Source organism: Streptomyces sp. NPDC051109 (assembly GCF_044455885.1).
Lineage (GTDB): Bacteria > Actinomycetota > Actinomycetes > Streptomycetales > Streptomycetaceae > Streptomyces.
Window position 1 is genome coordinate 58,698 of record NZ_JBITFF010000006.1, and the last position, 26,542, is coordinate 85,239.

A 26,542-nucleotide genomic window follows, 5' to 3' on the forward strand; every position below is an offset into this window, starting at 1 on the left:
CCGCAGCGATCCGAGCCCCGACCCCAGCCTTGATAGGACGGCACTTGCGATGACCACTGCACAGGTCGAACCCTCCACCACCGCTTCCACGACGCCCGGCGGCCTCTCCCCGGCGGCCCGCCGGCTCCTCGAAATGCGCCTGCGCGGCAAGGCCGCCGCCGCGCCCGCGGGGATCCCCCGCCTCGACCCGCGCCCCGCGCAGTCCCCCCTGTCCGCCGCCCAGCAGCGGCTGTACTTCCTCGACCAGCTCGACCCCGGCGGCGTCGAGTACCTGATGCCCGCCGCCTGGCGGTTCACCGGCCCCCTGGAGGTGGCCGCGCTGAGCGCCGCGATCGGGGACCTCGTCGCCCGGCACGAGCAGCTGCGGGTGGTCTTCTCCCACGAGGACGGCGTGCCCGCCCAGCGCGTGCTCCCCGCCGACGCCGCGGCCGGCCTCGACGTGGTCGACCTGCCGCCAGCGGTCCGCGAAGGCGGCCCCGAGGCGATCGCCGAGGCCGTACGGGAGGTGGCGCTGCGCCCCTTCGACCTGGCCGCCGCACCCCCGTTCCGGGCGACCCTGCTGCGGATCGCCGCCGAGGACCACGTGCTCGTCCTGGCCATGCACCACATCGTCTCGGACGGCTGGTCGCTGGACATCCTGACCGGCGACCTGAGCACCTGCTACCACGCCAGATGCCAGGGCCGGGCCCCGCAACCCGCCCCGGCTCCGGTCGACTACACCGACTACGCGCACTGGCAGCGCGGGGCCGACGAGAGCGCGGACCTGGACTACTGGCGCACGGCTCTGGCCGGCCTGACCCCGCTCGAACTGCCCACCGACCACCCGAGGCCCGCCGTGCGCACCTCCGCCGGCGCCGTCCACGCCGTCGAACTCCCGGGGACGCTGACGGCGGCCCTGGCCGAGCTCGGCCGCCGGGCCGACACCACCTCGTACATGACCGTGATGGCGGCCTTCCAGGCGGCGCTCGCCTTCCACAGCGGCCAGGACGACATCGCGATCGGCACCGTCGTCGCCAACCGGGAGCGCCCGGAGATCGAGCAGCTGGTCGGGTTCTTCGTGAACACCCTGGTGATCCGCACCGACCTGTCGGGCGACCCGACCTCGGCGCAGCTGCTCGCCCGGACCCGGGAGAGCGTCCTGGGCGCCCTGTCCCACCAGAGCCTGCCCTTCGAGCGGGTCGTCGACGAGCTGAGCCCCGAGCGGGACCTGTCGCGCAACCCCCTGTTCCAGGTGCTGTTCTCGCACTCCGCCGCCGCACGGCAGGGTGCGTACGCCCTCGGCGGGGCGCGGGGCACGGCCTTCCCCATCGACCTCACCACCGCGAAGTTCGACCTGACGCTCGACGTCAGCGAGGACGCGGACCGCGTCCTCCTGCAGTTCGTCTACCGTCCCGACCTGTTCGACGCGGCATCGGTGGCCCGGCTGGCCGAGCACACCGTCGCGGTACTGCGGGCCTTCGCCGAGGCCCCGGACGTGCCGCTCGGCATGGCCGACCTGCTCACCGCGGACGAGCGGGCCGCGCTGCTCGGCCCGGACGGCCCGGCGAACCGCCCGCCGGCGGGCACCGCACCCGAGACGGCCCCCCGGCTCGCGATGGAGCGGCTGGCCGAGCGGATCCGGCTGACCCCCGCCGCCGTGGCCGTCTCCGGCGGCGGCCGCAGCCTGACGTACGCCGAACTCGACGCGGCCTCGCTGGCCCTGGCCCGGAGGCTGCGGGCCGCGGGCATCGGCCCGGAGTCCCTGGTCGGCGTCTGCCTGGGCCGCACGGTCGACCTGGCCGTCGCGCTGCTCGGGGTCTGGCGGGCGGGCGCGGCGTACCTGCCGCTGGACCCCGCCCACCCGCGGGCCCGGCGGGAGTTCACCGTCGGCGACGCCGGGGTGGAGTGGGTGGTCGCCGACGCCGTCGGCCGCGCCGCGGTGGAGGGGCTGCCGGTGGGCCTGATCCCGCTGGAGGACGCCGCCGAAGGCCCGGGCGACGACACCTCCGACGACTCCGACGATCTGCACTGCGGCGTACTCCCCGCAGCGCAGGACCTCGCGTACGTCATCTACACCTCCGGATCGACCGGGCAGCCCAAGGGCGTCGAGATCACCCACTCGAACCTGGCCTGGCTGCTCGGCGCCGCCGACCGCCACTTCGACTTCGGCTCCGACGACGTGTGGACGCTCCTGCACTCCCCCGCGTTCGACTTCTCCGTCTGGGAGCTGTGGGCCCCGCTGACCTCCGGCGGCCGGGTGGTGGTACTGACCGAGGACGAGGTCCGCGACCCCGCCGCCGTCCACGCCGTCCTGCGCGACGAGCGGGTGACCGTGCTCAACCAGACCCCGGCCGCCTTCAAGGGACTGCGAGCCCATCTGGCCCAGCAGGGCGCGGAGTTCGGCGCCCTCGCGCTGCGCACGGTGGTCTTCGGCGGTGACGCCTTCGACGCCCGCGACTACCGCGACTGGTTCACCGTGCCCGAGGACGAGCGGCCCGCGCTGGTGAACATGTACGGGATCACCGAGACCACCGTGCACGTCACGTACCGGCTGATCACCGAGGAGGACACGGTCTCCCCCGTCTCCTCGCCGATCGGCCGCCCCCTGGCCGGCCAGCACGGCTACGTCCTGGACCGGGCGGGCCGCCTGGTGCCGCACGGCACGGTGGGAGAGCTGTACGTGGCCGGCGGCGGCGTCGCCCGCGGCTACCGCAACCGGCCGGAGCTGTCAGCCGAGCGCTTCCCGCTCGACCCGTTCGGTCCGGCCGGGACCCGCATGTACCGCACCGGCGACCTGGTACGGGTGCTGCCCGACGGGCAGTTGGCGTACGCCGGGCGGGCCGACCACCAGGTGAAGATCCGCGGCTTCCGCATCGAGCCCGGCGAGATCGAGACCGCTCTGCGCGCCCTGCCCGGCGTACGGGACGCCGCGGTGGTGGCCCGGCCCGACGCGCACGGCGGCGCCCGCCTGGTCGCCCACGTGGTGCTGACCGAGGGCCGGCCGCTGGACGCGCCGGACCTGCGCGACCGGCTGCGCCTGACGCTGCCCGAGTACATGGTGCCCGCGCTGTTCGTCCGGCATCCGAGGCTGCCGATCACCGCCAACGGCAAGGTGGACCGCAAGTCCCTGGTGGCGGTGGCCGTCGAGGGGGCCGCCGCGCCCGCCGGACACGTCCCGCCGGCCGGTCCGGCCGAGGAGGCGCTGGCCCGCATCTGGTCGGAGGTGCTGGGCGCCGAGCGGATCAGCCGTACGGCGAACTTCTTCGACCTGGGCGGCGACTCGATGCTGGCCCTGCGCGTGATCGGGCAGGCCCGCAACGCCGGACTGGGCCTCAGCGTCCCGGACCTCTTCCGGGCCCGCACCCTGGGTGACCTGGCCGCACGGGCGACGGAGGCCGCCGCGGACACCGGCCCCGCGCCCGTGGAGCCCTTCTCCCAGCTCGACCCGGCCGACGCGGCCCGGCTGCCGCAGGGCCTCGACGACGCGTACCCGCTGACCATGCTCCAGGCCGGCATGCTGCACGAGATGCTGGCCGACCCGGGCCGCGGCGCCTACCACAACGTCACCGACCTCAAGATCACCGTGCCGGAGGGCTTCGACCTCGCCGCCTTCCAGGCGGCGGTGGACACCGTCGTGCGGGGCCACAGCATCCTGCGGTCCTCCATCGACCTGGTCTCCTTCTCCGAGCCGCTCCAGCTGGTGCACGCCGCCGCCGAACTCCCGGTCGGGTACAGCGATCTGCGCGGCCTGCCCCACGAGGAGCAGTGGGCGTCCGTACGGGGCTACGTCGACGCGGAGTTCACCCGGCGCTTCGACCTGGCGGCCCCGCCGCTGGTCCGCATCCACCTGCACCGGCTCACCGACCGGGAGCTGCGGCTCACGCTCACCGACTGCCACGTGGTGCTCGACGGCTGGAGCCTGACCTCGCTGATCGCGGACCTGCTCGACCTGCACCGGCAGGCCGTGGCGCAGGGCCTGACCCCGCAGCTGCCGGCGGCGCCCCCGTACGCCGAGTACGTCGCGCTGGAGCGGGCCGCGCTCGTCGACGAGGAGGGCCTGGAGTACTGGCGGTCGGCGCTGGGCGACCTGAGCCCGATCCGGTTCACCCGGCGGGGTACGGAGGCCGCCGAGGGCGGGCAGTTCGTGCACGAGGTGCGCCGCTCGTACGCGGCCCTCGCCGAGCCGATCGGCCGGCTGGCGCGGCTGGCCGGGGTGCCCCGCCGTACCGTCCTGCTCTCCGCGTTCCACCACACCATGAGCCTGTTCGCCGAGCGCGACGGCTCCGCCGAGGGGCACTCGGTCGGCCTGGTCACCAACGGCCGCCCCGAGGTGCCCGGCTCCGACCGGATGCGCGGGCTGTTCCTCAACACCGTGCCGTTCGGCGTCCGGCGCCCCCGGGGCAGCTGGTTGGAGTACCTGAAGGCGGCGTTCGCCGCCGAGCAGGAGATGCTCCCCTACCGCAGGGTGCCGCTGGCCCGCCTCGCGCAGCTGCGGCCGGGTGAGCCGAGCCTGGCGGACACCCTCTTCAACTACGTCAACTTCCACCGGCTGTCGGGGGACAGCTGGGACGACTCGCTGGAGATCGCCCGCACGGCGTTCCCGCTGATGCTCAACGCGAGCGTGGAGTCCTTCACCCTCGACGTCGACCCGGACTACCTGGCCCCGGCCACCGCCGAGCAGCTCGCCGACCTGATGTGCGGGGTGCTGAAGGCGATGACCGACCGGCCCGAGGCCGCGGTCACGGCGCCGACGCTGGCCGGCGAGGCGCGGATGCGGGCGCTGGAGGAGTGGGGCCGCGGCCCCGAGCTGCCGAACACCTCGCTGATGTTCCACGAGTGCGTGGCCGAGCACGCCGTGCTCACGCCGGGCGCGGTGGCCGTCCGGCAGGGCGAGCAGGAGGTCACGTACGGCGAACTGGACGCCTCGGTGCGCGAGTTGGCGGACCGGCTGCGGGCCCTCGGGGTGGGTCCGGAGGTACCGGTCGGCATCTGCCTCGACCGGGGTCCGCAGATGGTCCGGGCCGTGCTCGGCGTGCTCCGCTCGGGCGGCGCGTTCCTGCCGCTGGAATCGCAACACCCTGCGGAGCGACTGAAGTTCATCGTCGAGGACAGCGGGATGCCGGTGCTCATCACCCAGTCCTCGCTGGTGGGGACGGTGCCGTTCGACGGTCCGACCCTGGTCGTGGACGATCCGGCGACGTGGCTGGCGCCCGTAGAGGTCCCGGCCCCGGCCCCGGCCGTCACCGCGGACAACGCGGCCTACATCCTCTACACCTCGGGCTCCACGGGTACGCCCAAGGGCGTCACCGTCCAGCACCGCAGCCTGACCAACATGCTGGAGGGACAGCGCGACCTGTTCCCCGTGACCCCCGCCGACCGGGTGCTCCAGTTCGCCTCCCTCAGCTTCGACGTCTCGATCATGGACCTGACCTGGGCCCTGGCGAACGGCGCCCAGCTGTGCACACCGCCCCGGGAGGCGCTGCGCGCCGGCGCCGACCTCGCCGACACCCTGCTCGGCTACGGGATCACCGTCGCGATGCTGGCCCCGAGCGCCCTGGCGGCCCTCGGCGAGGACCGGTTCCCCGCCCTGCGGACCCTCCAGGTGGCCGGCGAGGCCTGCCCGGCCGAACTGGCCCAGAAGTGGGCCCGCGGACGTCGGTTCTACAACGTCTACGGGCTCACCGAGACGGCCGTGTGGTCCGTCTCCACCCTCCTCAAGCCCGACTGCAAGCGCCCGCCGATCGGCTGGCCGATGCGCAACACCCAGGTCTACGTGCTCGACGAGGACCTCCAGCCGGTTCCCGTCGGGGTGCAGGGCGAGGTCTACCTCGGCGGGCGGGCCATCGGCCGGGGCTATGTGAACCGGCCCGACCTGACCGCCGCCGCGTTCGTCCCCGACCCGTACGGCGCCCCCGGCGGCCGGCTGTGCCGCACCGGGGACATCGGCGTCCAGCTGCCCGACGGAGCCGTGGAGGTCCTCGGCCGCCGCGACAGCCAGGTGAAGCTGCGCGGATTCCGCATCGAGCTCGGCGAGATCGAGCACGGGCTGCGGGAACTGCCCCAGGTGCAGCAGGCGGTGGTCCTGCTGCGGCGGGACCTGCCGGAGCCGGCACTGGTGGCGTACGTGGTGCCCGAGGAGGGCGTGGAGCCCGTCGTCGAGCCCTTCCGCCGGGCGCTGCGGGCCAAGGTGCCCGCGTACATGGTCCCCGCGCGGTTCGTCTTCCTCGACGCGATGCCGGTCAACAGCAGCGGCAAGGTCGACAAGAAGGCCCTGCCGCTGCCCTCGGCCGACCGGCTGGGCAGCGCCACCGACTACGTCGCGCCGGGCACGCCGGCCGAGGTGGTGCTCGCCGAGGTGTGGCGCACGGTCCTCGGCATCGAACAGGTCGGCGTCCACGACGACTTCTTCGCCCTCGGCGGCAGTTCGCTCTCCACCGTCCGAGTCGCCGCGCAGGCGGCCGCCCGCGGCCTGAGCGTCTCCGTACGGGACCTGCTCGAACTGCCCACGATCGCCCGGCTCGCCGCCCGCGCCACGGACGCGGCGGCGCAGTCGGCCCACGCCGAGGCCGCGCAGGCTCCTCCCGGCGCGAAGGCCGTCACCTCGGAGGTCCGCCTGCGCGAGGGCGACGGCGCCCCGCTGTGGTGCGTCCACCCCAGCGGCGGCAGCGGCGCCTGGTACGTACCGCTCGCCCGGGCCCTCCCGCCCGGTCAGCCGGTCCGGGCCTTCCAGGCCCGCGGCCTGCTGGGCGGGGTGGACCCGACCACGATCGCCGGGATCGCGGCCAACTACGCCGCCGAGATCGCGGCCCACGGCGGGCACGGCCCGCACGACCTGCTGGGCTGGTCCATGGGCGCCGACATCGCCCTGGAGATGGCCACCCAGCTGCACGAGGCCGGTCACACCGTCGCACCGCTGACGCTGATCGAGCCGCACCTGCCCCATCCGGCGGCCCGCGAACGCCTCGCTGCGGTCGGCCGGGAGATGGAGCGGGGGCTGCGGATGCGCGATCGCGTCCGTGCGCTGGCGCCCTCTCCCGAGCGGGACGCGGCCGTGGCCGAGCTCACCGCCCTGCTGCTGGGGGCGGGTATGAGCCCCGGCGAGGCGGCCCTGGTGGAGCAGGCCCCCATCGAGGTCTGGCACTCGCTGCTGACCGCCCTGTCCGACTACGTACTGCGCCCCTACCCCGGCCACGTCCACCTTCTGGTGGGCAGCGCCGCCGCGGGACTGCCCGACGGCGAACCGATGCCCGGGCTGGACGTGGACTTCCGCACCTACGTCGAGCGCTGGCGTGAGATCGCGCTCGGCGGGCTGACCGTCCACGTCACCGAAGGCGACCACATGTCCATGATGTCCGAACGGCTGATGCACAAGACCGCTGCTGTGCTCGGCCGGATCCAGTCGGAGGCACGCCGATGACCGTCCTGACCACGAACGCGAACACCGACACGAGCACGACCGCCGACACGTCCCCCCTGGTGTGCCCGTTCACCGGGCGGACCGCCCCGCCGGCCGCCCCGCAGACCACCCCGCCGCCCGCGGCGACCCGTACGCCGCCGGCCCCGCCGGCAGCCTTCACGGAGCGGTACCTGCTCGACCCCGCCGTCAACGCGGACCCGTACGGGTACCTCAACTCCCTGCGCGACCACGACCCCGTGTACTGGTCCGCCATGCACCGGGCCTGGCTCGTCACCGGGCACGCCCAGCTGATGCACTGCCTGCGCGCCCCCGCCGTCTCCGCCGAGCGGGTGCGCCCGCTGATGGACGCCGTGCCGGAGGGCGCCCGCGAGGACGCCGAGCGGGCCTTCGGGATCCTGTCCCGCTGGATGGTGTTCAACGACGCCCCGCAGCACCGGCGGCTGCGCCAGGTGTTCCAGGAGCAGTTCGCGGCCCGCTCGATCGGCCGCTACCGGGCCTTCGTCGAGCGCGCCACCCGCGCCATGCTCACCCGGCGCGCCGTCCCCGGCCGGATCGGGGACCTGGTCGCCGACATCGCCCGGCCGCTGCCCGCCCTCGTCTTCGCCCGCTGGCTGGGCGTCCCCCAGGCGCACGGCCCGTCCTTCTGGTACTGGAACGCCCGGGTGGGCGACCTCGTCCTCGGGGCCGCCCAGGAGGAGCGCGAGTACCGCACCTCGCTCCAGTCCCTGGTCAACCTGGACGACTACCTCGCCGACCTGGTGCGACAGCGCCGCGCCGACCCCAAGGACGACCTGATCAGCGCCGTGCTGGCGGGCGGCCAGATCGGGAAGTCGGTCAGCGAGGAGGAGTTCGTCGGGATGCTGACGCAGATGGCGTTCGCCGGCGGCGAGACCACCAGCAACCTCATCGTCAACGCCGTACTCGCCCTGCTGGAGCACCCCGAGCAGATGGCCGCCGTCCGGGAGGACCCGTCCCTGGTGCCGATGGCGGTCGAGGAGGCCATGCGCTTCGACGGCCCGTCCAAGATGTCGATCCGCACCGCCGCCCGCGACTTCGACCTCGACGGGCGCTCCGTCCGCGCCGAGGACCGGCTGTTCCTGGTCACGGCCGCCGCCAACCGCGACCCGGCCCGCTTCCCCGACCCGGACGGGTTCATCGTCCGGCGCGGCAGCGCCTCGCACCTCGGGTTCGGCTTCGGCGCCCACTTCTGCATCGGGGCGGCCTTCGCCCGGCTGGTGGCGGGCGCGGTGGTCGACGTACTCGTCCGCGAGTACCCGGGGCTGGAGCTGCTCGACCAGCAGCACACCTGGCAGCCCTCCCTCCTCAACCGCGCGCTGACGGCCCTGCCCGTCCGCTACTGACCTCGCCCGCCACCGGCCGGGCCGCCCGACGGCGGCCCGGCCCCGGCCCTACGAAGGGTTCGTCCATGGCTTCCACCCTGGTGGACGCGCGGGAGCGGCTGAGCGCCCCCGCCCGGCTGCCGTCGTTCCGGCTGCTCTGGCTCGGGCAGTCCCTGTCCCTGCTCGGCGACGGGTTCAGCTACATCGCCTTCTCCTGGATCACGCTCGGCCTCACGCAGTCCACGCTGGCCCTCGGCTACGTCCTCGCCTTCCAGGCGGTGCCGCGGGCCCTGCTGACGCTGGTCGGCGGCTCCCTCAGCGACAAGTGGTCCTCGCGGACCCTGATGAAGCTCTCCAGCTGGGCCCGGGCCGCCCTGATGGCGGCCGTGGGCCTGGCGGGCCTGACCGGATCCCTGACGCTGTGGATGCTGTGCGGCGCCGCCGCGGCCTTCGGCGCCGTGGACGCGTTCTTCCAGCCGGCCCGGGCGTCGATCCTGCCGTCGGTGGTGGACGAGGAGCAGCTCGCCCCGGCCAACGCCCTGCTGGCCGTCGGCACCAAGGTGGCGGCCGTGCTCGGCCCGGCCGTCGGCGGCATGGTGGTGGCCTTCTCCAACGCCCCCGTCGCCTTCCTCGTCGACGGGGTGTGCTTCGCGCTCTGCGGCCTGTGCGTCGCGGGGATCCGCCCGCTGCCCCGCCCCGCCGGGGAAGGCGCGGCGGCGGACGGACCGGCCGCGAGCGCGGGTCCGTCGAAGGCGGAGGTCTCGCTGGGCGCCCGGATCCGCGCCGGGCTGCGGTACGCGTTCGAGGACCCGCGGATCCGTACGATCCTGGCGGTCGACGCGGCGGTGACCTTCTGCCAGGCGGGGCCGTTCACGGTCGGCTTCGCCACCCTGGCCAAGGTCGACCTGCACGGCGGCTCGGCCACCCTGGGCCTGCTCAACGGCGCGCTGGCGGGCGGGGCGATGCTCGGCACCCTGGTCGGCGGGGCCGTGGGCAGCCGCCCCCGGATCGGCCTGCTGATCGCCGCGCTGGCGGGCTGGCTCGCGATCGGCACGGGCCTGCTGGGCCTCGTCGGCAACACCGCGGGGGCTCTGGCGACGGTGCTGGCGATGGGCTTCGGGATGGGCTTCCAGGGGGTCTTCGGCCTCAGCTGGATCCAGCGCACGATCGACGGTTCGGTGCTGAGCCGGGTGATCTCGGTGGACATGGTGATCGGCTACGCGGTCGCCCCGCTCTCCCTGATCCTCTGCGGAGCACTGGCGCAGTCGGGCACGGCCCCGATGTTCGCCGTCTCGGCGGCGGTCCTCGCGGTGACGGCGATCGGCATCCTCGGCTCGCGCACGGTCCGCGAGATGCGGTGACCGGACACCCCCTAGGTCCCCGAGGCCTCCAGGGACGCCGAGAGTTCGCAGAGCGCGGCCCGGTTGGAGCGGCCCGTCTTGGTGCCGAGAGCCGCGATGTGCTTCTCGACCGTACGGGGCGAGATGTAGAGGCGGTCGGCGATGTCCTTATTGCCCAGCCGTTCCGCGAGGAGCCGGAAGACCTCGTACTCGCGGACCGTGACGCCCTGCGTGCGCAGGACGTCCGGGATCGTGCTCGTCCCCGTACGGCGCTGCCGGCCCGGGGCGCCCATCCGGCGCAGGGCCGCGCGGCAGGCGCCCGCGACCGCGGCCACGCCGCCCTGGTGGAAGTGCTCCTCGGCCTGGCGCAGCCAGGCCACCGGCTCGCCCCAGCCGTCCTCGTACGCCGCGTCGGCGATCAGCCGCAGGCCCAGGTGGAGGGCGGTGGCGTACGGGGCGGCGAGGCGCAGGGCCTCGGCCACCGCGGCCGCGGCCTCCTCGGGCCGGCGTTCGCGGCCCAGCAGGACGGCGCCGGCGAACAGGACGAACTGCCGGTTCCAGCGCATCCGGCCGGGCGCGGTGGCGGCGATCTCCTCGTACGCGGCGCGGTCGGCCACCCCCGAGAGCGCGTCCAGGAGCAGCCCGATGCCGTACCGCCCGCTGAGGTAGTACGTACTGGGGTTGGCGTCCTCCAGGTCGGCGACGGCCCGCAGTTCGGCGACGGCGCCGGGACGGTCCTCCTCCATGAGCGCGCAGAAGGCCCGGGCGAGGCCGAGGGTCAGCGGTTCCTCCTGGGAGCCGGCCCCGTCCCACTCGGCGAAGGCCGCGAGGGCGCCCTCCATCGCGGGCCGGTCTCCGCGGTGGGCGGCCAGCGCGGCCCGCGCCATCAGGACGTACCGGGTGGCCGGGGCCAGCCGCAGGCGCTGTACGACGGCCAGGCATTCCTCGGCGGACTGCTGTGCGGCGGTGAACTCGGCCCGCAGGACGGCGTCGAGGATCATGATGCCGTCGATGGTGTGGACGATGTTGGCCGAGCCGAGCCGCTGGGCCTCGCTCCGGGCGGCCAGCAGGGGGGCGGTGGCGCCCTCGGTGAGCCAGTAGTTGCCGCCGATCCGGGTCAGCGCGTACATGCGCTGGAGCGGGAGCTGGTGCTGTTCGGCGGTCTGCAGGGCCGATTCCAGCAGGGCGGTCGCCTCGTCGAAGTCCCGTTCGCGGGCGAGGGTGGCGAGGAGTTCCAGGGCCTGGCAGGCGACGGTGGCCAGGCCGTGGCGCTGGGCCGCCTGGAGGGCCGAGTTGCCGAGCTTCTCGGCCAGTTGGGTGCGGTCCTGGCCGGGGGTGTCGAGCGCGAGGTAGGCGGCGGTCACGTCGATCGACGCGGTGCACTGCTCGTCGGGATGGGCGCCCAGGAGGGATCTGGCCTGGGCTATCTGTCTGTTGCCGTCCTCCCAGCGGCCCGCGGTGTGCGCCACCTTGGCGAGGCGGGTGTGCAGCGCGGCGAGCCGGGTGGCGCTCAGGCCGCTGCCGCCGAGGGTGTGCAGGTTTTCCGCGAAGCCGAAGGCGCGGGCGAAGTCCCCGGCTTCGGCGAGGGCGGGCAGCAGGGCTTCCAGGGCGTCGGTGCGCCCGGCGGGGTCCTGGCTGGCGGCGAGCAGCCGTTCGGCGCGACTGAGCAGGGTGATCGCGGAGCTGATCCCCCCGGCGGCGAGGGCGCGCAGGCCGGCGGCGGTGAACAGGCGCCCGGCCTCGGCGTCGTCCCCGGCCTGGGAGCGCAGCTCCGCGACCAGGGGGCACCAGTCGCCTTCGAGGTCGGGGTAGAGCGCCTGCACCGCGTCGGCGGCGCGGCCTGACATCTGCGCCCGGTTGCCGGGGGTGAGCTGGGTGTGCAGGGCCTCGGCGGTGAGCGAGTGGCGGAACGCGTACCAGTCGGGGGCGGGTTCGTCGGGGACGACGAGTTGCGCCGCGACGCCGGCGTGCAGGTGGCTGAGCAGCCCGCGGTCGTCGATGCCCGTCATCCGCTGGAGCACGGTCAGCGGGAAGCGGCGGCCGATCACGGCGGCCGCGGAGAGCAGGGTCAGACCCTGCGGGCCGAGCCGGTCGATGCGGCGCAGGATGCCCCGGGCGAGGGCGGTGGACACGTCGCTGCGCAGGTCGCCGACGACCCGCCAGCCGTCCTCGAAGCGGACGAGGGCGCCACTGCCGATCATGCCCTGGAGCAGTTCCTCGACGAGGAAGGGGCTGCCGGCGCTGTCGTCCCAGAGCCGGTCCAGGGCGGCCTGCGGGACGAGTTCGGGTTCGGTGTCCAGCTGGGCGGCGATGACCGCGCCGACCTCGGGCCGGGTGAGCGGCGCGAGTTCCAGTACGGTCCCCACGCCGCGCCGGCGGGCCGAGTCGGCCATGTCGAGCGCGTCGCAGGGCTCCGTACGGATGGTGGCCAGGAGCACCACGTTGGTGTACTCCAGGTTGTCCACGAGGTATTCGACGACCGCGAGCGTCTCGGGGTCGGCGTCGTGCAGGTCCTCCAGGAGCAGGAGCTGGCCGTGCTCCTTGCCGGTGGCGATGAGCAGCCGCAGCACGGCCTCGCCGAGGATGACCATGGAGCTGTTGTTCTGGGCGTCGCTGCTCCAGTCCGGGATGATCCTGCCGAGCGCGGGCCGGTAGGGGCCCAGCGGCAGGTCGTCCAGGGGTTCGCCGCTGCGGAAGAGCGACATCAGCGCTTCGGTGAGTGGCCGGAAAGGGACGGTGGGGCCGGTGGTGCTGCTCCGGCCGCGCAGGGCCCGCATGCCCATGCCGAACGCCGTGCCCACCGCTTCGGCGGCGAGTCTGGACTTCCCGATCCCGGCCTCGCCGACGAGGAAGACGACCCCGCCGCGGCCTTCGCCCGCGTCGGTCAGTGCCTGCTTGATCTCGCGCAGTTGCGGGTCACGACCGACGATGTACCGCGAACGGGAACGCATGTCCGCAATCTAGTTCATGGGATCGGCCGATTGTGCGACGAAAGTTGGCCGTTTCGAACAGCGGCGGGGTGAAGATCCGGGAGAGATCCGGAGAAGATCGGACACGCGACTACCAGGTGACGTTCGGCGCCGAGACGCTCGTGTCGATCGAGCTCAGGGTGATGACGATGCCGCTGGTGAGCACCACACCGGCCAGGGCACGGGCCCGGGCGCACGCCTTGTTCCGCCCCGACAGGGTGATCCCGCCGGCCGGGTCCTCGGTCCGCGCCTCGGCGGCGGCCGCGGCGGCGGCCTCGTCGGCGGCGGTGGACTGGGCGTTGACCTGGGTCTTCTGCATGGTCGTGAGTACCTTTCTCGATGTCTGATGGGGAGTGGTGCTCAGTGCCGGGGTGCTGACGTGCTGTGGTGCCGGAGTGCCGTGGTGCCGAAGTACGGGCCGCTCTATGCGGGTTCGAGGAGCAGGACGGACGGGACGCGCTCCGGGAAGCCCAGCCGGAGGAGGGCGTATCCGATGCCGGAGAGTCCGGTCAGGAAACCGGGGGACGGAACGTGGTCGGGGGTGCCGCAGCGCCGGCCGTGGTCCCCCAGCCGGCCGAGAATCTCCCCGGCGCGGTGGCCGAGCGCGGCCCGGGCCCCGTCGTGGCCCTGCCCGGCGAGCACGCCCAGCAGTTCCAGGGATCCGAGGGCGCCGCGGTGCAGGCTGAGGTCGCAGGAGGCGCTGGGCGCGCCCAGCAGGGCGGCGCACCGGTCGAGTTCCGCCGCGGGTACCGGCTGCCCGGCGGCCCCGAGCGCGTCGGAGCCGAGCACGTCGGCGGCGGCCAGCGCGGTGCCCGCGAGGCCCGTGTGCCAGCCGAGGTCCTCGGGGCGCAGCAGGGCTTCGTCCAGCGCCGGGCGCAGCAGGGCGGCGCCGGTCCGGGCGTACGCGGCCCCCGCCTCCCCCGCCTCCTCCAGGGCGGCGGCGTAGCGCAGCAGGGCCCAGCCGATGCCGGCGTCGCCGTGGGCGAAGCCGGGGGACGCGGGGCGCTGTCCGGCGAGCCTCTTCTCGGCCCGGACCAGCAGCCGGTCGGCCAGCCGCCGGGCCACGCCCTGCGCAAGCGGTCCGTACGTGCGCTGCGCCGCGACCGCGGCGGCAAGGGCTCCGGCGAGGCCGTCGGCCAGATCGGCCGGCCCTTCGGCGCCTTCACCGGCGTCGGCCAGGGCGGCGCGTTCCAGGGCGGCGAGGGCGTCGGGCAGGCAGTCACCCAGGCCCCCGCCCTCGCCCTCGCCCTCGCCCTCGCCGAGCAGCGGGGCCAGCCGGGCAGCCGTGTAGACGATGCCGCCGATCCCGTGCAGCGCGCCGGGCCCCACCGCGGCCCCCAGCCCGGGATCGGCGGCGAGCGTGGCGAGCAGCGCGGGCAGCGGCCGTACGGCCCGCCGGGCCAGTGCGGTGTACCGCTCGGCCCCGGTCAGGGCGCCGAGCTGGGCCAGGAAGAGCGCCACTCCGCAGTAGCCCTGGGCGAGCCCGCCGCCCATCGGCAGGACGGCCCAGTGTTCGCCGGACACCTGCTCCAGGCCGAGCCAGTTCACCCGGTCGCCGCCGTGCACCGCCCGGGCCGCGATCTCGTCGGCGATCCCGCAGGCCGCGGCCAGCAGCCGGGAGGGCTCGGGTACGACGACCGGGGCGGCCGGGCCGGCCAGCGTCGAACGGGGGCCGCCGACACTGAGGTTGGCACCGGTGACGGCGAGCGTCGCCGAGATGATCCACTCCTGGTCGTGGCGGTCCACCTCCCCCATGGCGGCGATCTTGGCGCGGACCGCGCGCAGGCTCGGCGCCGGCAGCACCCCGTCGAGGCGGGTGCCCCGGGAGGTCCGCAGCGCGGTGTCCGAGGGGTGGTGGAAGAAGAGCGGTACGTCCCCGGACCACAGGTCGGCGATCTCGTCCTCGATCAGCCGCTGCCGTGCCGGGTCGTGCTCGGATTCCGTCCAGAGCACGGCGAGTACGGTGTCCCGGGTCAGCGCGTCGCGCAGCAGGTCGGGGTGGGTGGACTCGTCCAGCAGGGTCGTGTAGAGGCGGGTGGAGCGGGCGATCAGCCGCCCCGGGCTGGTCGCCCAGCGGGCCAGCAGCCCGCCTTCGTCCCCGTCTTCTCCCCCGCCCCGCCCGTCGGCCGTTTCGGTGCCGAGCAGTTCGGCCCGGTGCTCGGTGATCGCGTCGTACCCGGCCCGGAACCCCTCCAGCAACGCCGCGCGGTGGTCGGCGTGGCCGGCCGTCCTGCCCTGCGGGCCCGGCCGGTTCTGGCCGGCCCCGGTGGCCACCGGGGCGCGCAGCAGCCGCATTTCGTCCGTTCCGGCCGCCTCCCAGCGCAGTCCGTCACTGGGGTACGAGCCGCCGTCCCCGCCGCCGAGGGCCGAGATGTCCATGGCGCCGTTCTCGCCGATCAGCAGGCTCGGCAGCAGGCAGGTGCGGTACACCGAGGCGGCCAGGGCGTCCGCCGCCGGGTCGGAGCCGCAGGTCACGGCCGCCGGCAGTCCGGCGTGGAGCAGGGTCTCGGCGTCCACCAGCACCGGCTGGTCGCCGCAGGCGATGACGTTCTCGTAGTGCATGTCCACGCCGTCGACCGCGTAGAGCAGGGCGAGCAGCGCGCCCTGGCGCCGGTAGAACCGGTCCAGTTCGGTGGGCGAGGCGCAATGGCCGTGCTCGATGAACTCCAGCCATCCGTACCCCTCGCCGCGCACCGAGCGCGGGGTCTTCAGACCCAGGCCGGCCACCTTGGCGTTGGCCCAGCCGACCGCCTGGTCCAGCAGCACGTGCTGGTCGAGCGGCCGGGGCTTGTAGACGACGGTCGCGCCGTCGGCGAAGCGCAGCAGGGCCACGGACCGGTTGCCCTGGTGGACGTCGCCCCGGCCGAGGTCCACCCGTACGAGGGCGCCCGGGTCCGTTCCGTGCAGCAGGCCCGCGACGATCTCCGGGCGGTCGGCGGTGAAGCGCTCGAACAGCTCCGCCGTGGCCGAGGCCGCGTGGCAGCAGGCCTGGCCGAGCATCCGCGCCAGCACCGGGTAGCGGGTGAACAGCTCCGCGAGGCCCCGGCGGGTGCCGAGCCGGGCGAGGAAGTCCGCGAACCGCTCCTGCGGGGTCGCCCCCGCCAGCAGACCCCCGGTACGGGCCCGGTGGAGTTCACGGACCAGGGTGCGTGCTGACTGGCGGACCAGCCGGTCGCCGAGCCGCTCCTCGAAGGCCTCCCGCACCGCGGCGAGTTCGCCGTCGGCGAGGTCGAGTTTCGCGGCCGCCTCGGCCCAGGCGGAGCCGATCAGCGGGCGCAGCGCGGGCAGGAACACCGCGGCGCCGTCCGCGTCCGCCGCCGCGTCGAGCCCGGCGGTACGCCCGGTGGGGAGTTCGGCCGGGGCCCCGGCCACCATCCGCTCGATGGAGCGGGCCCACTGCGGCTCGGCCGTACGGGCGGCCAGCCGGCCGGGGGCCTCCGCCGCGAGGGCGTACGCCGTCTCCTCCGTGGTTCCCAGGCTCGCCAGCCGGGCTGCGAAGCCGTCCGTGTCCCCCAGGGACCAGGATGCCGGTCGGCTGTGGGGGGCGTCGGCCGGTGCGGGTACCGGGGTACCCGGGGCGGCGAGCCGCTCCCGCAGGTTCAGGGCCCGGGCCCACCAGGAGGGGGCCAGGCCGCCGACCTGGGATTCTTCGGCGGTGGTGGCGGTGTCAGTCACAGGAGAAAACTCGCAGAGTGCGGGGGCGCGCGCATGGGGGCCGATCCCCCATATTCCGTGGGACCGCCCCCATGGGGGCGGCGGGCCCGCCGTACGGGGTGGTGCGGCGGCCGGCGGGGAGGGCCGCGGGGTGCGCGTTCCGGCAGGTCGCGGGCGGCTCGGAAGCCTGCCCGCGCAGGATGCGGGCCGGTGCGGGCGCTCCTGCGCAAATGTGGGGGCCGGGGCCCGATGCCGCACCGGGCCCCCGACCCGCAGCCTGTGTGCAGTGCCCCTTCCGCCCTGTCCGGCACCCCGGCCGGCGGATGATCATCGGAGGACCTGGTGGGAGTACCCGTCCCTGTAGACGTCGTCGCATTCGACCCCGTGCTGGAAGCCGGAACCAAGAGCACCCTGTTCGCCTGCCCCGAGGTGTCCCTGACCGTTCCGGGCGAGGCCCCGAGGGTCGTGGTCATGACCGTGGACCAGGTCGGCCGGCCCGAGCTCGACGTCCTGCGCACCGTCCGCGACACCCCGGCCCGCCCCGATGTGGTGCTGGTGGCGGGCGAGTTGGCGCCCGACGGCGCCCTGCACGCCATCGCGGCCGGCGCCCGAGGACTGCTGCGCCGCCGCGAGGCGGACGTCACCCGTCTCTCGCGCGCCGTACTGGCCGCCTCCCGCGGCGACTGCACGCTGCCGCCGGACCTCCTGGACCGGCTGCTGGAGCGATCCGGCGCCGGCGGCCGGGCGGGCGGTGGCGCCGACGGCACGGACCCGTGGGCGGCGGCGGGTCTGAGCGACCGGGAGCGCAGCGTGCTGCGGCTGGTCGCCGACGGCCACGAGACGAACGAGATAGCCAAGCAGCTGTGTTACTCGCCGCGGACCGTGACGAGCGTCGTCCACGACATCACCCAGCGGTTCCGGCTGCGCAACCGCGCGCACGCGGTCGCCTACGCGATGCGGGTGGGCCTGCTGTGAGCGCCGTCGCCGAACTGACACGCGAGACGTATGGGACGCGTGAGTCGCATGCGGTGCGTGAGGTCGCGCCCGTACGGATCCCCGCGACCCCGGACCGGCTGAGCCTGCTGCGCCAGGCCGGGGACGGCCGGATGCCCTACCCGGCCCTGGTCCGCCTGCTCGGCGCGGCCACCTCCGCCGGCGCGGGCGCCGGTGCGGCCGCCTCCGCCGGTGCCGCCGCCGGAACCGCTCCCGCGGCCCGGTCCGCGGCGGCCCCGGCGGACACCCCCCGGCTCACCGCCCGCCAGACCGCGGTGCTCACGCTGATGGCGGAGGGCCACGGAAACGCGGTGATCGCCCGCACCCTGTCCTGCTCCGAGCACACGATCAAGAACGTGATCTACGAGCTCATGTCCCGCCTCCAGGCCCGCAACCGGGCGCACGCCGTGGCCTGCGCCGTCCGCCACAGCCTCATCTGACGCCATGGCCAAAAACCCGACCTTGCCCGTCGGCCCACGGGTGTACGGTCATCGATCAGGCGGGGTGCTCGGCCGGGGGACGGGGGAACATGAGCGACGCGATGCGCCGTCGGGGCGCGGACGTCCGGCGGAGGGTGGAGCAGATAGCGCTCGGCCTGATGGCCGCTTCGGGCGTGGTGGTCCTGCTGGCCGACCTGTTCGGCTGGCTCGACGCGCTGGCCCCCGGAGGTGCGCTCCCCAAGGTCACGCTGCTCATCCTGAGCACGGTGACGGTGTTCCTGTTACTCGAACTCGACCGCCTGAAACGGCTCGACGAGGTCCACGACGACGTCAAGGCCCTGGACACCAGCGTCCATACGAAGATCGACAACCTGAACGCGAACGTCGAGGCGCACCTGTCCAAGCTGGACATCGACGCCATCGCCCGGCGCCTCAAGCGGCAGCACTACGGCGGCGTGGTCGCGGTGCACAGCCGCTTCCCCGAAGACGTGTTCACCGGGTACCTCGGGGACGCCGCGGACGAGATGGTGGTCCTGCAGACGTGGATCCCCAACCTGCACCACCTCAAGGCCGCGATGCACAAGGCACTCGTCGACCAGCAGGTCCACGTGCGCATCCTGCTCCTGCACCCCTCGTCGCCGGTGGCGGGACTGCGGGACGAGGCGCTCAGGGCGGTACGGGACCCGGCACTCGCGGTGAACGTCCGCGCCAGTGTGGAGTACTGCCTCGCCGGGCTCGCCCAGCTGAACGCCGAGATCCCGGCCGGGAGCCGGGCACGCCTCCAGGTGAGGCTCTACAACTCCCTCCCCTCGATCGCCGTGTTCAAGGCCGATCGGCATTTTCTGGTCAGTTCGTTCCTGCACGGCCAGCTCGCCATCGATTCCACCCAGATCGAGATCGACGGCGCGGACACCGTCATGGGCGAAGAAGTCCAGCAGGAGCTGCGCACGCTGTGGAGCATCGGCAAGGACGTGGATCTCCTCGACTGGCGCACGTCGGTGGCAAGCATCAGCCTGTGAACCACGGAGAGGTAAGACCATGCACGATCTGCACGCCCTGGACGGATTCGAAGACGCACTGATCGAGCGGTTCCGGGCCCACCCGGTCCTGGCGAACGTCACCGGGCTCCCGGAGGAGGACTTCGCCGCGCTCCTGCTCCAGCGGCGCTTCGTCTCGCTCGCCTTCACCCCCTGCTACGACCTCGCCATCGACCTGCTGCGCGACGAGGCGGGGCTGCGGATCGCCCGGGTCATCCTGCGGGAGGAGTATCCGGACGGCCACGGCCACACGCCCTCGCACCGGGAGGACATGACGCGGGACATGCGGCTGCTGGGGATCTCGCGCCCGGCCCTGGTCGCCTCCCGGCCCACGGCCGACACGCAGGAGGTCATCCGGGACACGCTGGAGCTGATCGCCGACGCGGGCGGCCACGCCGACGCCGACCTGCGGCTGCTGACGATCCTGCGGTTCTGGGGCGAGGTGCTGGTCTCCGTCGAGTACGGGCGGCTGTGGGAGCGGATGGCCCCCCTGCTGACCGCGGAGGGCAGGAACCACTCCCGCTTCTACTTCCCGCACCACGTCCACGACGCGAAGACGCACTCGCTGGCGACGGTGTCGCTGCTGTCCGGCTCCCACTCCGACCGTCTGGCTTCGCGGGTGACCGAACTCCTCGCCCAGGAGGGGTCCACCGACAGCTTCCGGGAGCTGGAGGAGCGGGCCCTGCACCTCAAGGCCCGCTTCTACGACCAGTTCCTGCCCGCCGTGGACCGCCTCGCGGTGTGATCCCGACCGCCTCGCGGTGTGAGCCCCGTCAGCCCTCCTCGGGGGTGAGGCGCAGCGAGATGGAGTTGATGCAGTAGCGCTGGTCGGTGGGGGTGGGGTAGCCCTCACCCTCGAACACGTGCCCGAGGTGGGAGCCGCACTTCGCGCAGAGGACCTCGGTGCGGACCATCCCGTGCGAGACGTCCGCCTTCAGCTCGACGGCGTCGGAGTCCTTCGGGTCGTAGAAGGACGGCCAGCCGCAGTGCGACTCGAACTTCTCGGTGGAGCGAAAGAGCTCGGAGCCGCAGGCGCGACAGGAGTAGACGCCGGCCGTCTTGGTGTCGGTGTACTCACCGCGGAACGCTGGCTCGGTGCCCGCCAGGCGCAGTACCTGGTACTCGGACGGCGTCAGCTCCGCCTGCCACTGCTCGTCCGTCTTCTCGACCTCGTACGACATGACTCTCCCGCTCCCTCGTTCTCAGTCCGTCAGGCGGGCGAGGATCGCCGGACCGAGGTCCGTGACGTCGCCCGCGCCCATGGTGAGAACGAGATCACCGGGCTTCGCCATTCCCGCGATGACGTCGGCGACCTCGGCCTTGTCGTGCTCGGCGGTGACGTCGGCGCCGGCGCTGCGGGCGGCCGCGATGATGATCTCGCTGGTGATGCCGGGGATCGGGTCCTCGCGGGCCGGGTAGATGTCGAGGACCACGGCGGAGTCGGCGAGGGCGAGGGCCTGGCCCATCTCCTTGCCCAGCTCCTGGGTGCGGGAGAAGAGGTGCGGCTGGAAGACGACCAGGATGCGGGAGTCCCCGGCGGCGCCGCGGATGGCCTCCAGGTCGGCGGTCATCTCGGTCGGGTGGTGCGCGTACGAGTCGATGACCTGCACGCCCGAGGCCTCGCCCTTGAGCTGGAGGCGGCGCTTGACGCCGGTGTACTTGCCGAGGGCGGAGGCCAGGTTGTGCACCGGGATGCCGAGGGCCACACCGGCCGCGAGGGCGGCGACGGCGTTGTGCGCGTAGTGCCGGCCGGGCACGGAGACGGTGAAGGTGAGCATCCGGCCGTCGATGACCACGGTGACCTCGCTGGTCAGACCGCGCGGGGTGATCTTCGTGATCCGGACGTCGGCGCCCTCCTCCTCGCCGTACGTGACGACGTGGAGGCCCTCCGTGCCGCGGACCCGGGCGGCGATCTCGGCGGCGCCCTCCTGGCCGTGGGCGACGACCAGGGTGCCGCCGGGCACGATCTTGCCGACGAAGGTCTCGAAGGACTCGTAGATCTCTTCCATCGACGCGTAGTTCGCGTGGTGGTCGAGCTCCGCGTTGAGGATGATCGCGACCTGCGGGGTGTACTTGTGGAAGCTGCGGTCGCTCTCGTCCGCCTCCGCCACGAAGATGTCGCCCTCGCCGTGGTGGGCGTTGGAGCCGGGGGCGTCCAGGTCCCCGCCGATGGCGTACGAGGGGTCCAGGCCGAGGGCCGACAGGGACACCGCCAGCATCGAGGTGGTGGTGGTCTTGCCGTGCGTACCGGCGACCGCGATCGGCCGCAGGCCGTCCATGAGGCCGGCCAGGGCGTCGGAGCGGTGCACGACGGGGACGCCGAGCTCGGCGGCGCGCGCCAGCTCCGGGTTGTCGGCGCGGATGGCGCTGGAGACGACGACGCAGGTGGCGTCGGAGGCGAGGTGCTCGGCCGCGTGCCCGATGTGGACCGTGGCGCCGTGGGCGCGCAGCGCCCCGGCGGTCTCGGAGTCCTTGGCGTCGCTGCCGGCGACCTGCGCGCCGCGCTGGGCGAGGATCTTCGCGATGCCGGACATCCCGGCGCCGCCGATGCCGATGAAGTGCGGGCGTTCCATGGCGTTCGGCAGGCCGGGCGGCGTCATACGGGATCTCCCCAGGGTGCGGGTCGGTACGGAGCGGTACGGGTCGGTCGCGTCGGGGGTCCGGGCGGTGCGGACGGCCGTCCCGCCGTCGCCCCGGCGCGTGTGTCGGACGCCAGCCTATTCGTTGTGGGCGAAGAGCTTGAGCACCGGAACCCCGACCTTGTGGCGCGCGCGGGAGGCCCAGTCCCGGTGGAAGAACTCCTCGACGAAGTGCGGGGCGGTCAGGACGATCACCTCGTCGGCGTTCGACTCCTCCACGACGGCCTTGAGATGGTCGAGCGGGTGGGCCTCGATGATCTGCCCGCTGGCCTTGGCGCCCTTCTTGCGCAGGGCCTCCAGGGAGTGGGCGAGGGCCTGGTCGGCCGGGCCGCGGGCAGCCTGGCCCTCGGGTACGTCGGCCTCGTGGAGCGCCTCGGGGAGCTCGCCGAGTGCCACGTCGTCGATGGCTCGCAGCAGCCGGTCCTGGTCGCCCCGGGGCTGCATGAGGACGAGGAAGGAGACCGGGTCGTCCCCGTGGAGGCTGGTGACGAAGTCCACGTCGACGCTGGTCAGCGGCTGCTCGATCATCAATACGCTCGTGAACACGGACGCCCTCTCCTTCATGGGCCGGGGCCGGTCGGCCGGCCCCTGCGGAAACCATCCTGCCCCGCTCTCACACGGGGCCCTGCGTGGATATATCTGCCCAGGTATGTGCCCACCGGAAGCTAAGCGGAACAACTAATTCCGCCCCTTGTCAGATCCGACGGTAGCTCGTGTAGAGGAACCCGGCCTCTTCCAGTACGGAGGCGGGCGCCAGCCGGTGCGGCACGGCCACCGGGGGCCCTCCGGAGATGCGCTGGGCGCCGCCGGCGGCCAGCATCGGCGAGATCGTCAGGCACAGTTCGTCCAGCGCGTCGGCGGCCACGAACTGCCCCAGCAGCCGGGGCCCGCCCTCGGTGAGCTGGCGGCGCAGCCCCCGGTCCGCGAGCTCCGTCACGATCCGGGCCGGATCCACGGCCGCCCCGTCGCCCGCCAGTACGACCTCCGCCCCGGCCGCGGCGGCCGCCGCCACCCGATCGGCGGGTGCGGCCGCCCCGGTCACCACGAGGGTCGGCACGAGGGGGGAGGTGAACAGCGGCAGGGAGAAGTCCAGGTCCAGGCCGGCCGTGACCACCGCGATGGCGGGCGCGGGGCCCTGCCCGGCCGCCGCGCGCCGGGCCGCGAAGGCCTCCCGGGCCCGGGCCGGGCGGTACCCCTCCTGGCGAACCGTTTCGGCGCCGACGACCACCACGTCGGCCAGCGCCCGCAGGGTGCCGAAGATCCGCATGTCGGTCTCGCTGGAGATCGGCTGCGAGCGCCCGTCGTGCTGGGCCGCGCCGTCCAGGGTCGAGACCATGTTGGCCCGCAGCCAGTGGCCCTCCGGGCCGAGCGCCGGGTACGCGTACGCCTCCGCCAGCTCGTCCAGCGACCACTCGCGGTCACTGCGGTCCGCGGGGGCTGAAGACGGGTCGGCCGATGTCTGATCGGTCACAGGGAACAGGCGTCGCATCGGTGCAGTGTGCCACGCCCCGTAGAGTTAAGAGCTGTGTCAACATCACTCTCCACCTCCGGATCCACCTACGGGCGACCCCCGATAGCCGGCCCGGCCGACGCCGGCCCGCAGGCCCTGTGCGCCCGCGAGCCGCGGGTGCCCGCCGAGCGGCTGGTGGCCGAGATGGTGCCGCCGCCGCGATTCGACTCGGTGCGCTTCGACACGTACAACCCGGACCCCGGTCAGCCGAGCCAGTCCGAGGCCGTCACCGTGCTCAGCGGCTTCGCCGCCGGGCTGGGCGGATCCCACGCGAGCGGCGGCGGCAAGCGCCGCTGGTTCGCGAAGAAGGCCCCGGTGCCCACCGCCCCGCGCGGGGTCTACCTCGACGGCGGCTACGGCGTCGGCAAGACGCACCTGCTGGCCTCCCTCTGGCACGCCACCCCGGCCGAGCCCGCGCTCAAGGCCTTCGGCACCTTCGTGGAGCTGACCAACCTGGTCGGCGCGCTGGGCTTCCAGCAGACGGTCCAGACCCTGGGCGGCCACCGCCTCCTGTGCATCGACGAGTTCGAACTGGACGACCCGGGCGACACGGTCCTCGTCTCCTCGCTGCTGAGCCGCCTGGTCGAGCGGGGCGTGGCGCTGGCCGCCACCTCCAACACCCTGCCCGGCAAGCTCGGCGAGGGCCGGTTCGCCGCCGCGGACTTCCTGCGGGAGATCCAGGGGCTCTCGGCGCACTTCCGCCCGCTGCGCATCGACGGCCAGGACTACCGCCACCGCGGCCTTCCGGAGGCGCCGGCGCCGTTCTCGGACGAGCAGGTGACGAAGGCCGCGTACGCGACCGAGGGCGCGAGCCTGGACGACTTCCCCGGGCTGCTGGAGCACCTGGCCCGGGTCCACCCCAGCCGGTACGGCGCCCTCACGGACGGCATAGCGGCGGTCTGCCTGACCGGCGTCGGCCCGGTCCCGGACCAGTCGACGGCGCTGCGGCTCGTGGTCCTGGCGGACCGGCTGTACGACCGGGAGATACCGGTCCTGGCGTCGGGAGTCCCCTTCGACCGGCTCTTCAGTGAAGAAATGCTGAACGGCGGGTACCGCAAGAAGTACTTCCGGGCCATCTCGAGGCTCACCGCACTGGCACGCGACGCGAAACCCCTGGTGTCCCAGTAGGTTTGGGGACGCCGGCCCGACCCGTCACCGGGCAGTCCGGCAGTTCCCAACTTCCTCCGAAGGGATCCACGATGGCCACCACGCGTACCGCGCACACCAACTGGGAAGGCAACCTGCTCAAGGGTGCCGGCGTCGTCACCCTCGACTCCTCGGGTCAGGGTTCGTTCGACGTCTCCTGGCCCTCGCGCGCCGAGGCCGCGAACGGCAAGACCAGCCCGGAAGAGCTGATCGCCGCCGCGCACTCCAGCTGCTACTCGATGGCCCTCTCGCACGGCCTGGACGGCGCCGGCACCCCGCCCACCCGGGTGGAGACCAAGGCCGATGTGACCTTCCAGCCGGGCGAGGGCATCACCGGCATCCACCTGACGGTCCGCGCCGAGGTCCCGGGCCTGGACGCCGAGGGCTTCGCCGCCGCGGCCGAGGACGCGAAGAAGAACTGCCCGGTCAGCCAGGCGCTGACGGGCACGACGATCACCCTGAGCGCGGAGCTGATCTAACGGTTCCCCGGCTCGGCGCGTCCGGGGGAGGGGGGCGCGGGCACGTGGTAACACGGGCCCGTCACCCCCCTCGCCCCGGGAGCCGCCGATGTCCGTCACCCGCCGCACCCTGCTCGCCGGAATCGCCTTCAGCGGAGCCCTCGGCTCCCTCTCCGCCGGCAGCTCCCGCGCCCTCCCGCCGCCCCGCCGGGGGTACGGCCCGCTGCTCCCCGACCCCCACGGGCTCCTCGACCTCCCCGCCGGATTCCGCTACCGCGTGCTCTCCCGCGCCGGCGACCCCCTGCGCTCCGGCGAGGGCCCCGTACCGGCCAACTGCGACGGCATGGCCGCCTTCGACGCGGGCTCCGGCCGCGTCCGCCTCGTCCGCAACCACGAGAACCGCACCACCGCCGCCCTCCGCGTCCCCGCCGTCGACGGCCTCACGTACGACCCCCACGCCCTCGGCGGCTGCACCCTCCTCGACCTCGGCCCCGGCGGCGGCGTCACCGCCGAGCGCGTCGCCCTCGCCGGCACCGCCGTCAACTGCGCGGGCGGCCGGACCCCCTGGAACACCTGGCTCAGCTGCGAGGAGACCGAGGACCGCGCCGGGACCTCCGGGTACACCAAGGACCACGGCTACGTCTTCGAGGTCGACCCCGCCGACCCGCACCGCTCCGGCGCCGTCCCGCTCACCGCGATGGGCCGCTTCGCGCACGAGGCCGTCGCCGTCGACCCGTACCGCGGGGCCGTCTACGAGACCGAGGACGCCTTCATCGAGCCCTTCGGACTCTTCTACCGGTTCCTGCCCGCGCAGCCCCTCGCCGGACCCGGCTCCCTGCGCGCGGGGGGCGCCCTCCACGCCCTGCGCGTCCCGGGACTCGCCGACCTCTCCGTCGTGGACGAGCCGGGCGCCGAGTTCCCGGTCGAGTGGGTTCCCGTACCGGACCCCTCGGCGGCCGGGACCCCCATCCGCTTCCAGGACTTCGGGCCGGGCGGCATCACCCACGCGCAGAAGCTGGAGGGCTGCTACTGGGGCGACGGCGGCGTCCACTTCGTCTCCAGCTACGCCCGCCGCCTCGAAGGCGCGCCCGCCGACCACCACGGGCAGGTCTGGTTCCACGACCCGCGGCGCTCCACGATCCGCCTGGACGTGCTCTTCGGCCCGGCCGCCGACATCCAGCTGCCCGGGGACTCCCCCGACAACATCTGCCTGGCCCCGGACGGCGGCCTGATGGTGTGCGAGGACGGCGGCGGGGCCCAGTACGTCTTCGGCGTCACGCCCGGCGGCGAGGTCTACCCCATGGCCCGCAACGCCGACGACATCGGCCGGCCCGGGGCCCCGGAGTGGGGCGAGTTCGCCGGGGTCACCTTCTCCCCCGACGGTCGGACGATGTACGTCAACGCGTATGCCCCGGGGACCACCTTCGCCGTGACGGGCCCCTGGCACTGACCCGGCGGCCGCGCCCTCGCGACCCCGTCCGATGTGGTGGAGGATCGGAGGGAGTCGACCGGATCGGGGTAGGTGGCGGCGGTGGCCAAGGAGAGCGGGAAGACCCGGAAGAAGGACGGGAAGAGCAGCGGGAAGGAGAGCGGGAAGGGGACGGAGAAGGGGAAGGCCGA

Annotated in this window: 17 protein-coding genes; 10 read left to right on the forward strand and 7 right to left on the reverse strand. The window is 74.0% G+C overall.

Translation table 11 applies throughout. The features are described 5' to 3' along the window. The first annotated feature begins 49 nt into the window (after positions 1 to 49). From ACIBAD_RS13490 to ACIBAD_RS13500, 3 genes are all read left to right on the forward strand, one after another. A complete protein-coding gene (locus ACIBAD_RS13490; RefSeq protein ID WP_398906509.1) occupies positions 50 to 7,396 on the forward strand; it encodes an amino acid adenylation domain-containing protein in 7,347 nt (2,448 codons plus the stop codon). Further along, entirely contained in the window at positions 7,393 to 8,757 is a 1,365-nt protein-coding gene (locus ACIBAD_RS13495) for a cytochrome P450 (RefSeq protein WP_134070274.1), read from the forward strand. The genes ACIBAD_RS13490 and ACIBAD_RS13495 overlap by 4 nt, the downstream gene beginning before the upstream one ends. 65 nt (positions 8,758 to 8,822) lie before the next feature. Then, complete coding sequence (locus tag ACIBAD_RS13500) at positions 8,823 to 10,097, forward strand: MFS transporter (RefSeq protein ID WP_134070276.1); 1,275 nt, start codon at positions 8,823 to 8,825, stop codon at positions 10,095 to 10,097. An 11-nt stretch (positions 10,098 to 10,108) separates the two neighbouring features. On the opposite strand, the gene ACIBAD_RS13505 is transcribed toward ACIBAD_RS13500, so the two are convergent. From ACIBAD_RS13505 to ACIBAD_RS13515, 3 genes are all read right to left on the reverse strand, one after another. Continuing rightward, positions 10,109 to 13,027, reverse strand: coding sequence for an AAA family ATPase (locus ACIBAD_RS13505; RefSeq protein ID WP_398906512.1), 2,919 nt, complete (start codon positions 13,025 to 13,027; stop codon positions 10,109 to 10,111). 109 nt (positions 13,028 to 13,136) lie between these two features. Further along, complete coding sequence (locus tag ACIBAD_RS13510; protein ID WP_134070280.1) at positions 13,137 to 13,364, reverse strand: hypothetical protein; 228 nt, start codon at positions 13,362 to 13,364, stop codon at positions 13,137 to 13,139. A gap of 104 nt (positions 13,365 to 13,468) precedes the next feature. Continuing rightward, a complete protein-coding gene (locus ACIBAD_RS13515; RefSeq protein WP_398906515.1) occupies positions 13,469 to 16,720 on the reverse strand; it encodes a type 2 lanthipeptide synthetase LanM family protein in 3,252 nt (1,083 codons plus the stop codon). Between the two features lie 321 nt (positions 16,721 to 17,041). On the opposite strand from ACIBAD_RS13515, the gene ACIBAD_RS13520 reads away from it, so the two are divergent. The 4 genes from ACIBAD_RS13520 to ACIBAD_RS13535 all read left to right on the forward strand — a co-directional run bounded on the left by ACIBAD_RS13520 (position 17,042) and on the right by ACIBAD_RS13535 (position 19,914). After that, positions 17,042 to 17,674: a LuxR C-terminal-related transcriptional regulator gene (locus ACIBAD_RS13520; RefSeq protein WP_134070285.1), complete on the forward strand. Its 633-nt coding sequence runs from the start codon at positions 17,042 to 17,044 to the stop codon at positions 17,672 to 17,674. Next, positions 17,671 to 18,132, forward strand: a complete 462-nt coding sequence (locus ACIBAD_RS13525) for a response regulator transcription factor (RefSeq protein ID WP_398906517.1) — start codon at positions 17,671 to 17,673, stop codon at positions 18,130 to 18,132. Before ACIBAD_RS13520 ends, ACIBAD_RS13525 begins: the two co-directional genes overlap by 4 nt. Before the next feature lie 89 nt (positions 18,133 to 18,221). Further along, positions 18,222 to 19,151 (forward strand): hypothetical protein, encoded by a 930-nt coding sequence (locus ACIBAD_RS13530; protein ID WP_134070287.1) that lies wholly within the window; start codon positions 18,222 to 18,224, stop codon positions 19,149 to 19,151. A 19-nt stretch (positions 19,152 to 19,170) separates the two neighbouring features. Continuing rightward, a complete protein-coding gene (locus tag ACIBAD_RS13535) occupies positions 19,171 to 19,914 on the forward strand; it encodes a hypothetical protein (RefSeq protein WP_398906520.1) in 744 nt (247 codons plus the stop codon). A 28-nt stretch (positions 19,915 to 19,942) separates the two neighbouring features. Here the strand turns inward: ACIBAD_RS13535 and msrB are convergent, their stop codons facing one another. The 4 genes from msrB to ACIBAD_RS13555 form a co-directional block, all read right to left on the reverse strand. Further along, the gene (gene msrB / locus ACIBAD_RS13540; RefSeq protein ID WP_134070289.1) at positions 19,943 to 20,350 is read right to left on the reverse strand and encodes a peptide-methionine (R)-S-oxide reductase MsrB; all 408 of its coding nucleotides are present in this window, start codon (positions 20,348 to 20,350) and stop codon (positions 19,943 to 19,945) included. A gap of 21 nt (positions 20,351 to 20,371) precedes the next feature. Then, on the reverse strand, positions 20,372 to 21,769 hold the full coding sequence (gene murC / locus ACIBAD_RS13545; protein ID WP_134070291.1) for a UDP-N-acetylmuramate--L-alanine ligase: 1,398 nt from the start codon (positions 21,767 to 21,769) through the stop codon (positions 20,372 to 20,374). Positions 21,770 to 21,886: 117 nt separating this feature from the next. Beyond that, positions 21,887 to 22,372: an indole-3-glycerol phosphate synthase gene (locus tag ACIBAD_RS13550; RefSeq protein ID WP_134070293.1), complete on the reverse strand. Its 486-nt coding sequence runs from the start codon at positions 22,370 to 22,372 to the stop codon at positions 21,887 to 21,889. A 130-nt stretch (positions 22,373 to 22,502) separates the two neighbouring features. Beyond that, positions 22,503 to 23,297, reverse strand: coding sequence for a pyrimidine reductase family protein (locus tag ACIBAD_RS13555; RefSeq protein WP_134070295.1), 795 nt, complete (start codon positions 23,295 to 23,297; stop codon positions 22,503 to 22,505). A gap of 84 nt (positions 23,298 to 23,381) precedes the next feature. Here ACIBAD_RS13555 and zapE point away from each other — a divergent pair, with 84 nt between their 5' ends. From zapE to ACIBAD_RS13570, 3 genes are all read left to right on the forward strand, one after another. After that, complete coding sequence (gene zapE / locus ACIBAD_RS13560) at positions 23,382 to 24,446, forward strand: cell division protein ZapE (RefSeq protein WP_208329090.1); 1,065 nt, start codon at positions 23,382 to 23,384, stop codon at positions 24,444 to 24,446. 71 nt (positions 24,447 to 24,517) lie between these two features. Continuing rightward, the gene (locus tag ACIBAD_RS13565) at positions 24,518 to 24,943 is read left to right on the forward strand and encodes an OsmC family protein (RefSeq protein WP_030863232.1); all 426 of its coding nucleotides are present in this window, start codon (positions 24,518 to 24,520) and stop codon (positions 24,941 to 24,943) included. Positions 24,944 to 25,031: 88 nt separating this feature from the next. Then, positions 25,032 to 26,372, forward strand: a complete 1,341-nt coding sequence (locus ACIBAD_RS13570; RefSeq protein ID WP_134070299.1) for an alkaline phosphatase PhoX — start codon at positions 25,032 to 25,034, stop codon at positions 26,370 to 26,372. Positions 26,373 to 26,542 lie beyond the last annotated feature (170 nt).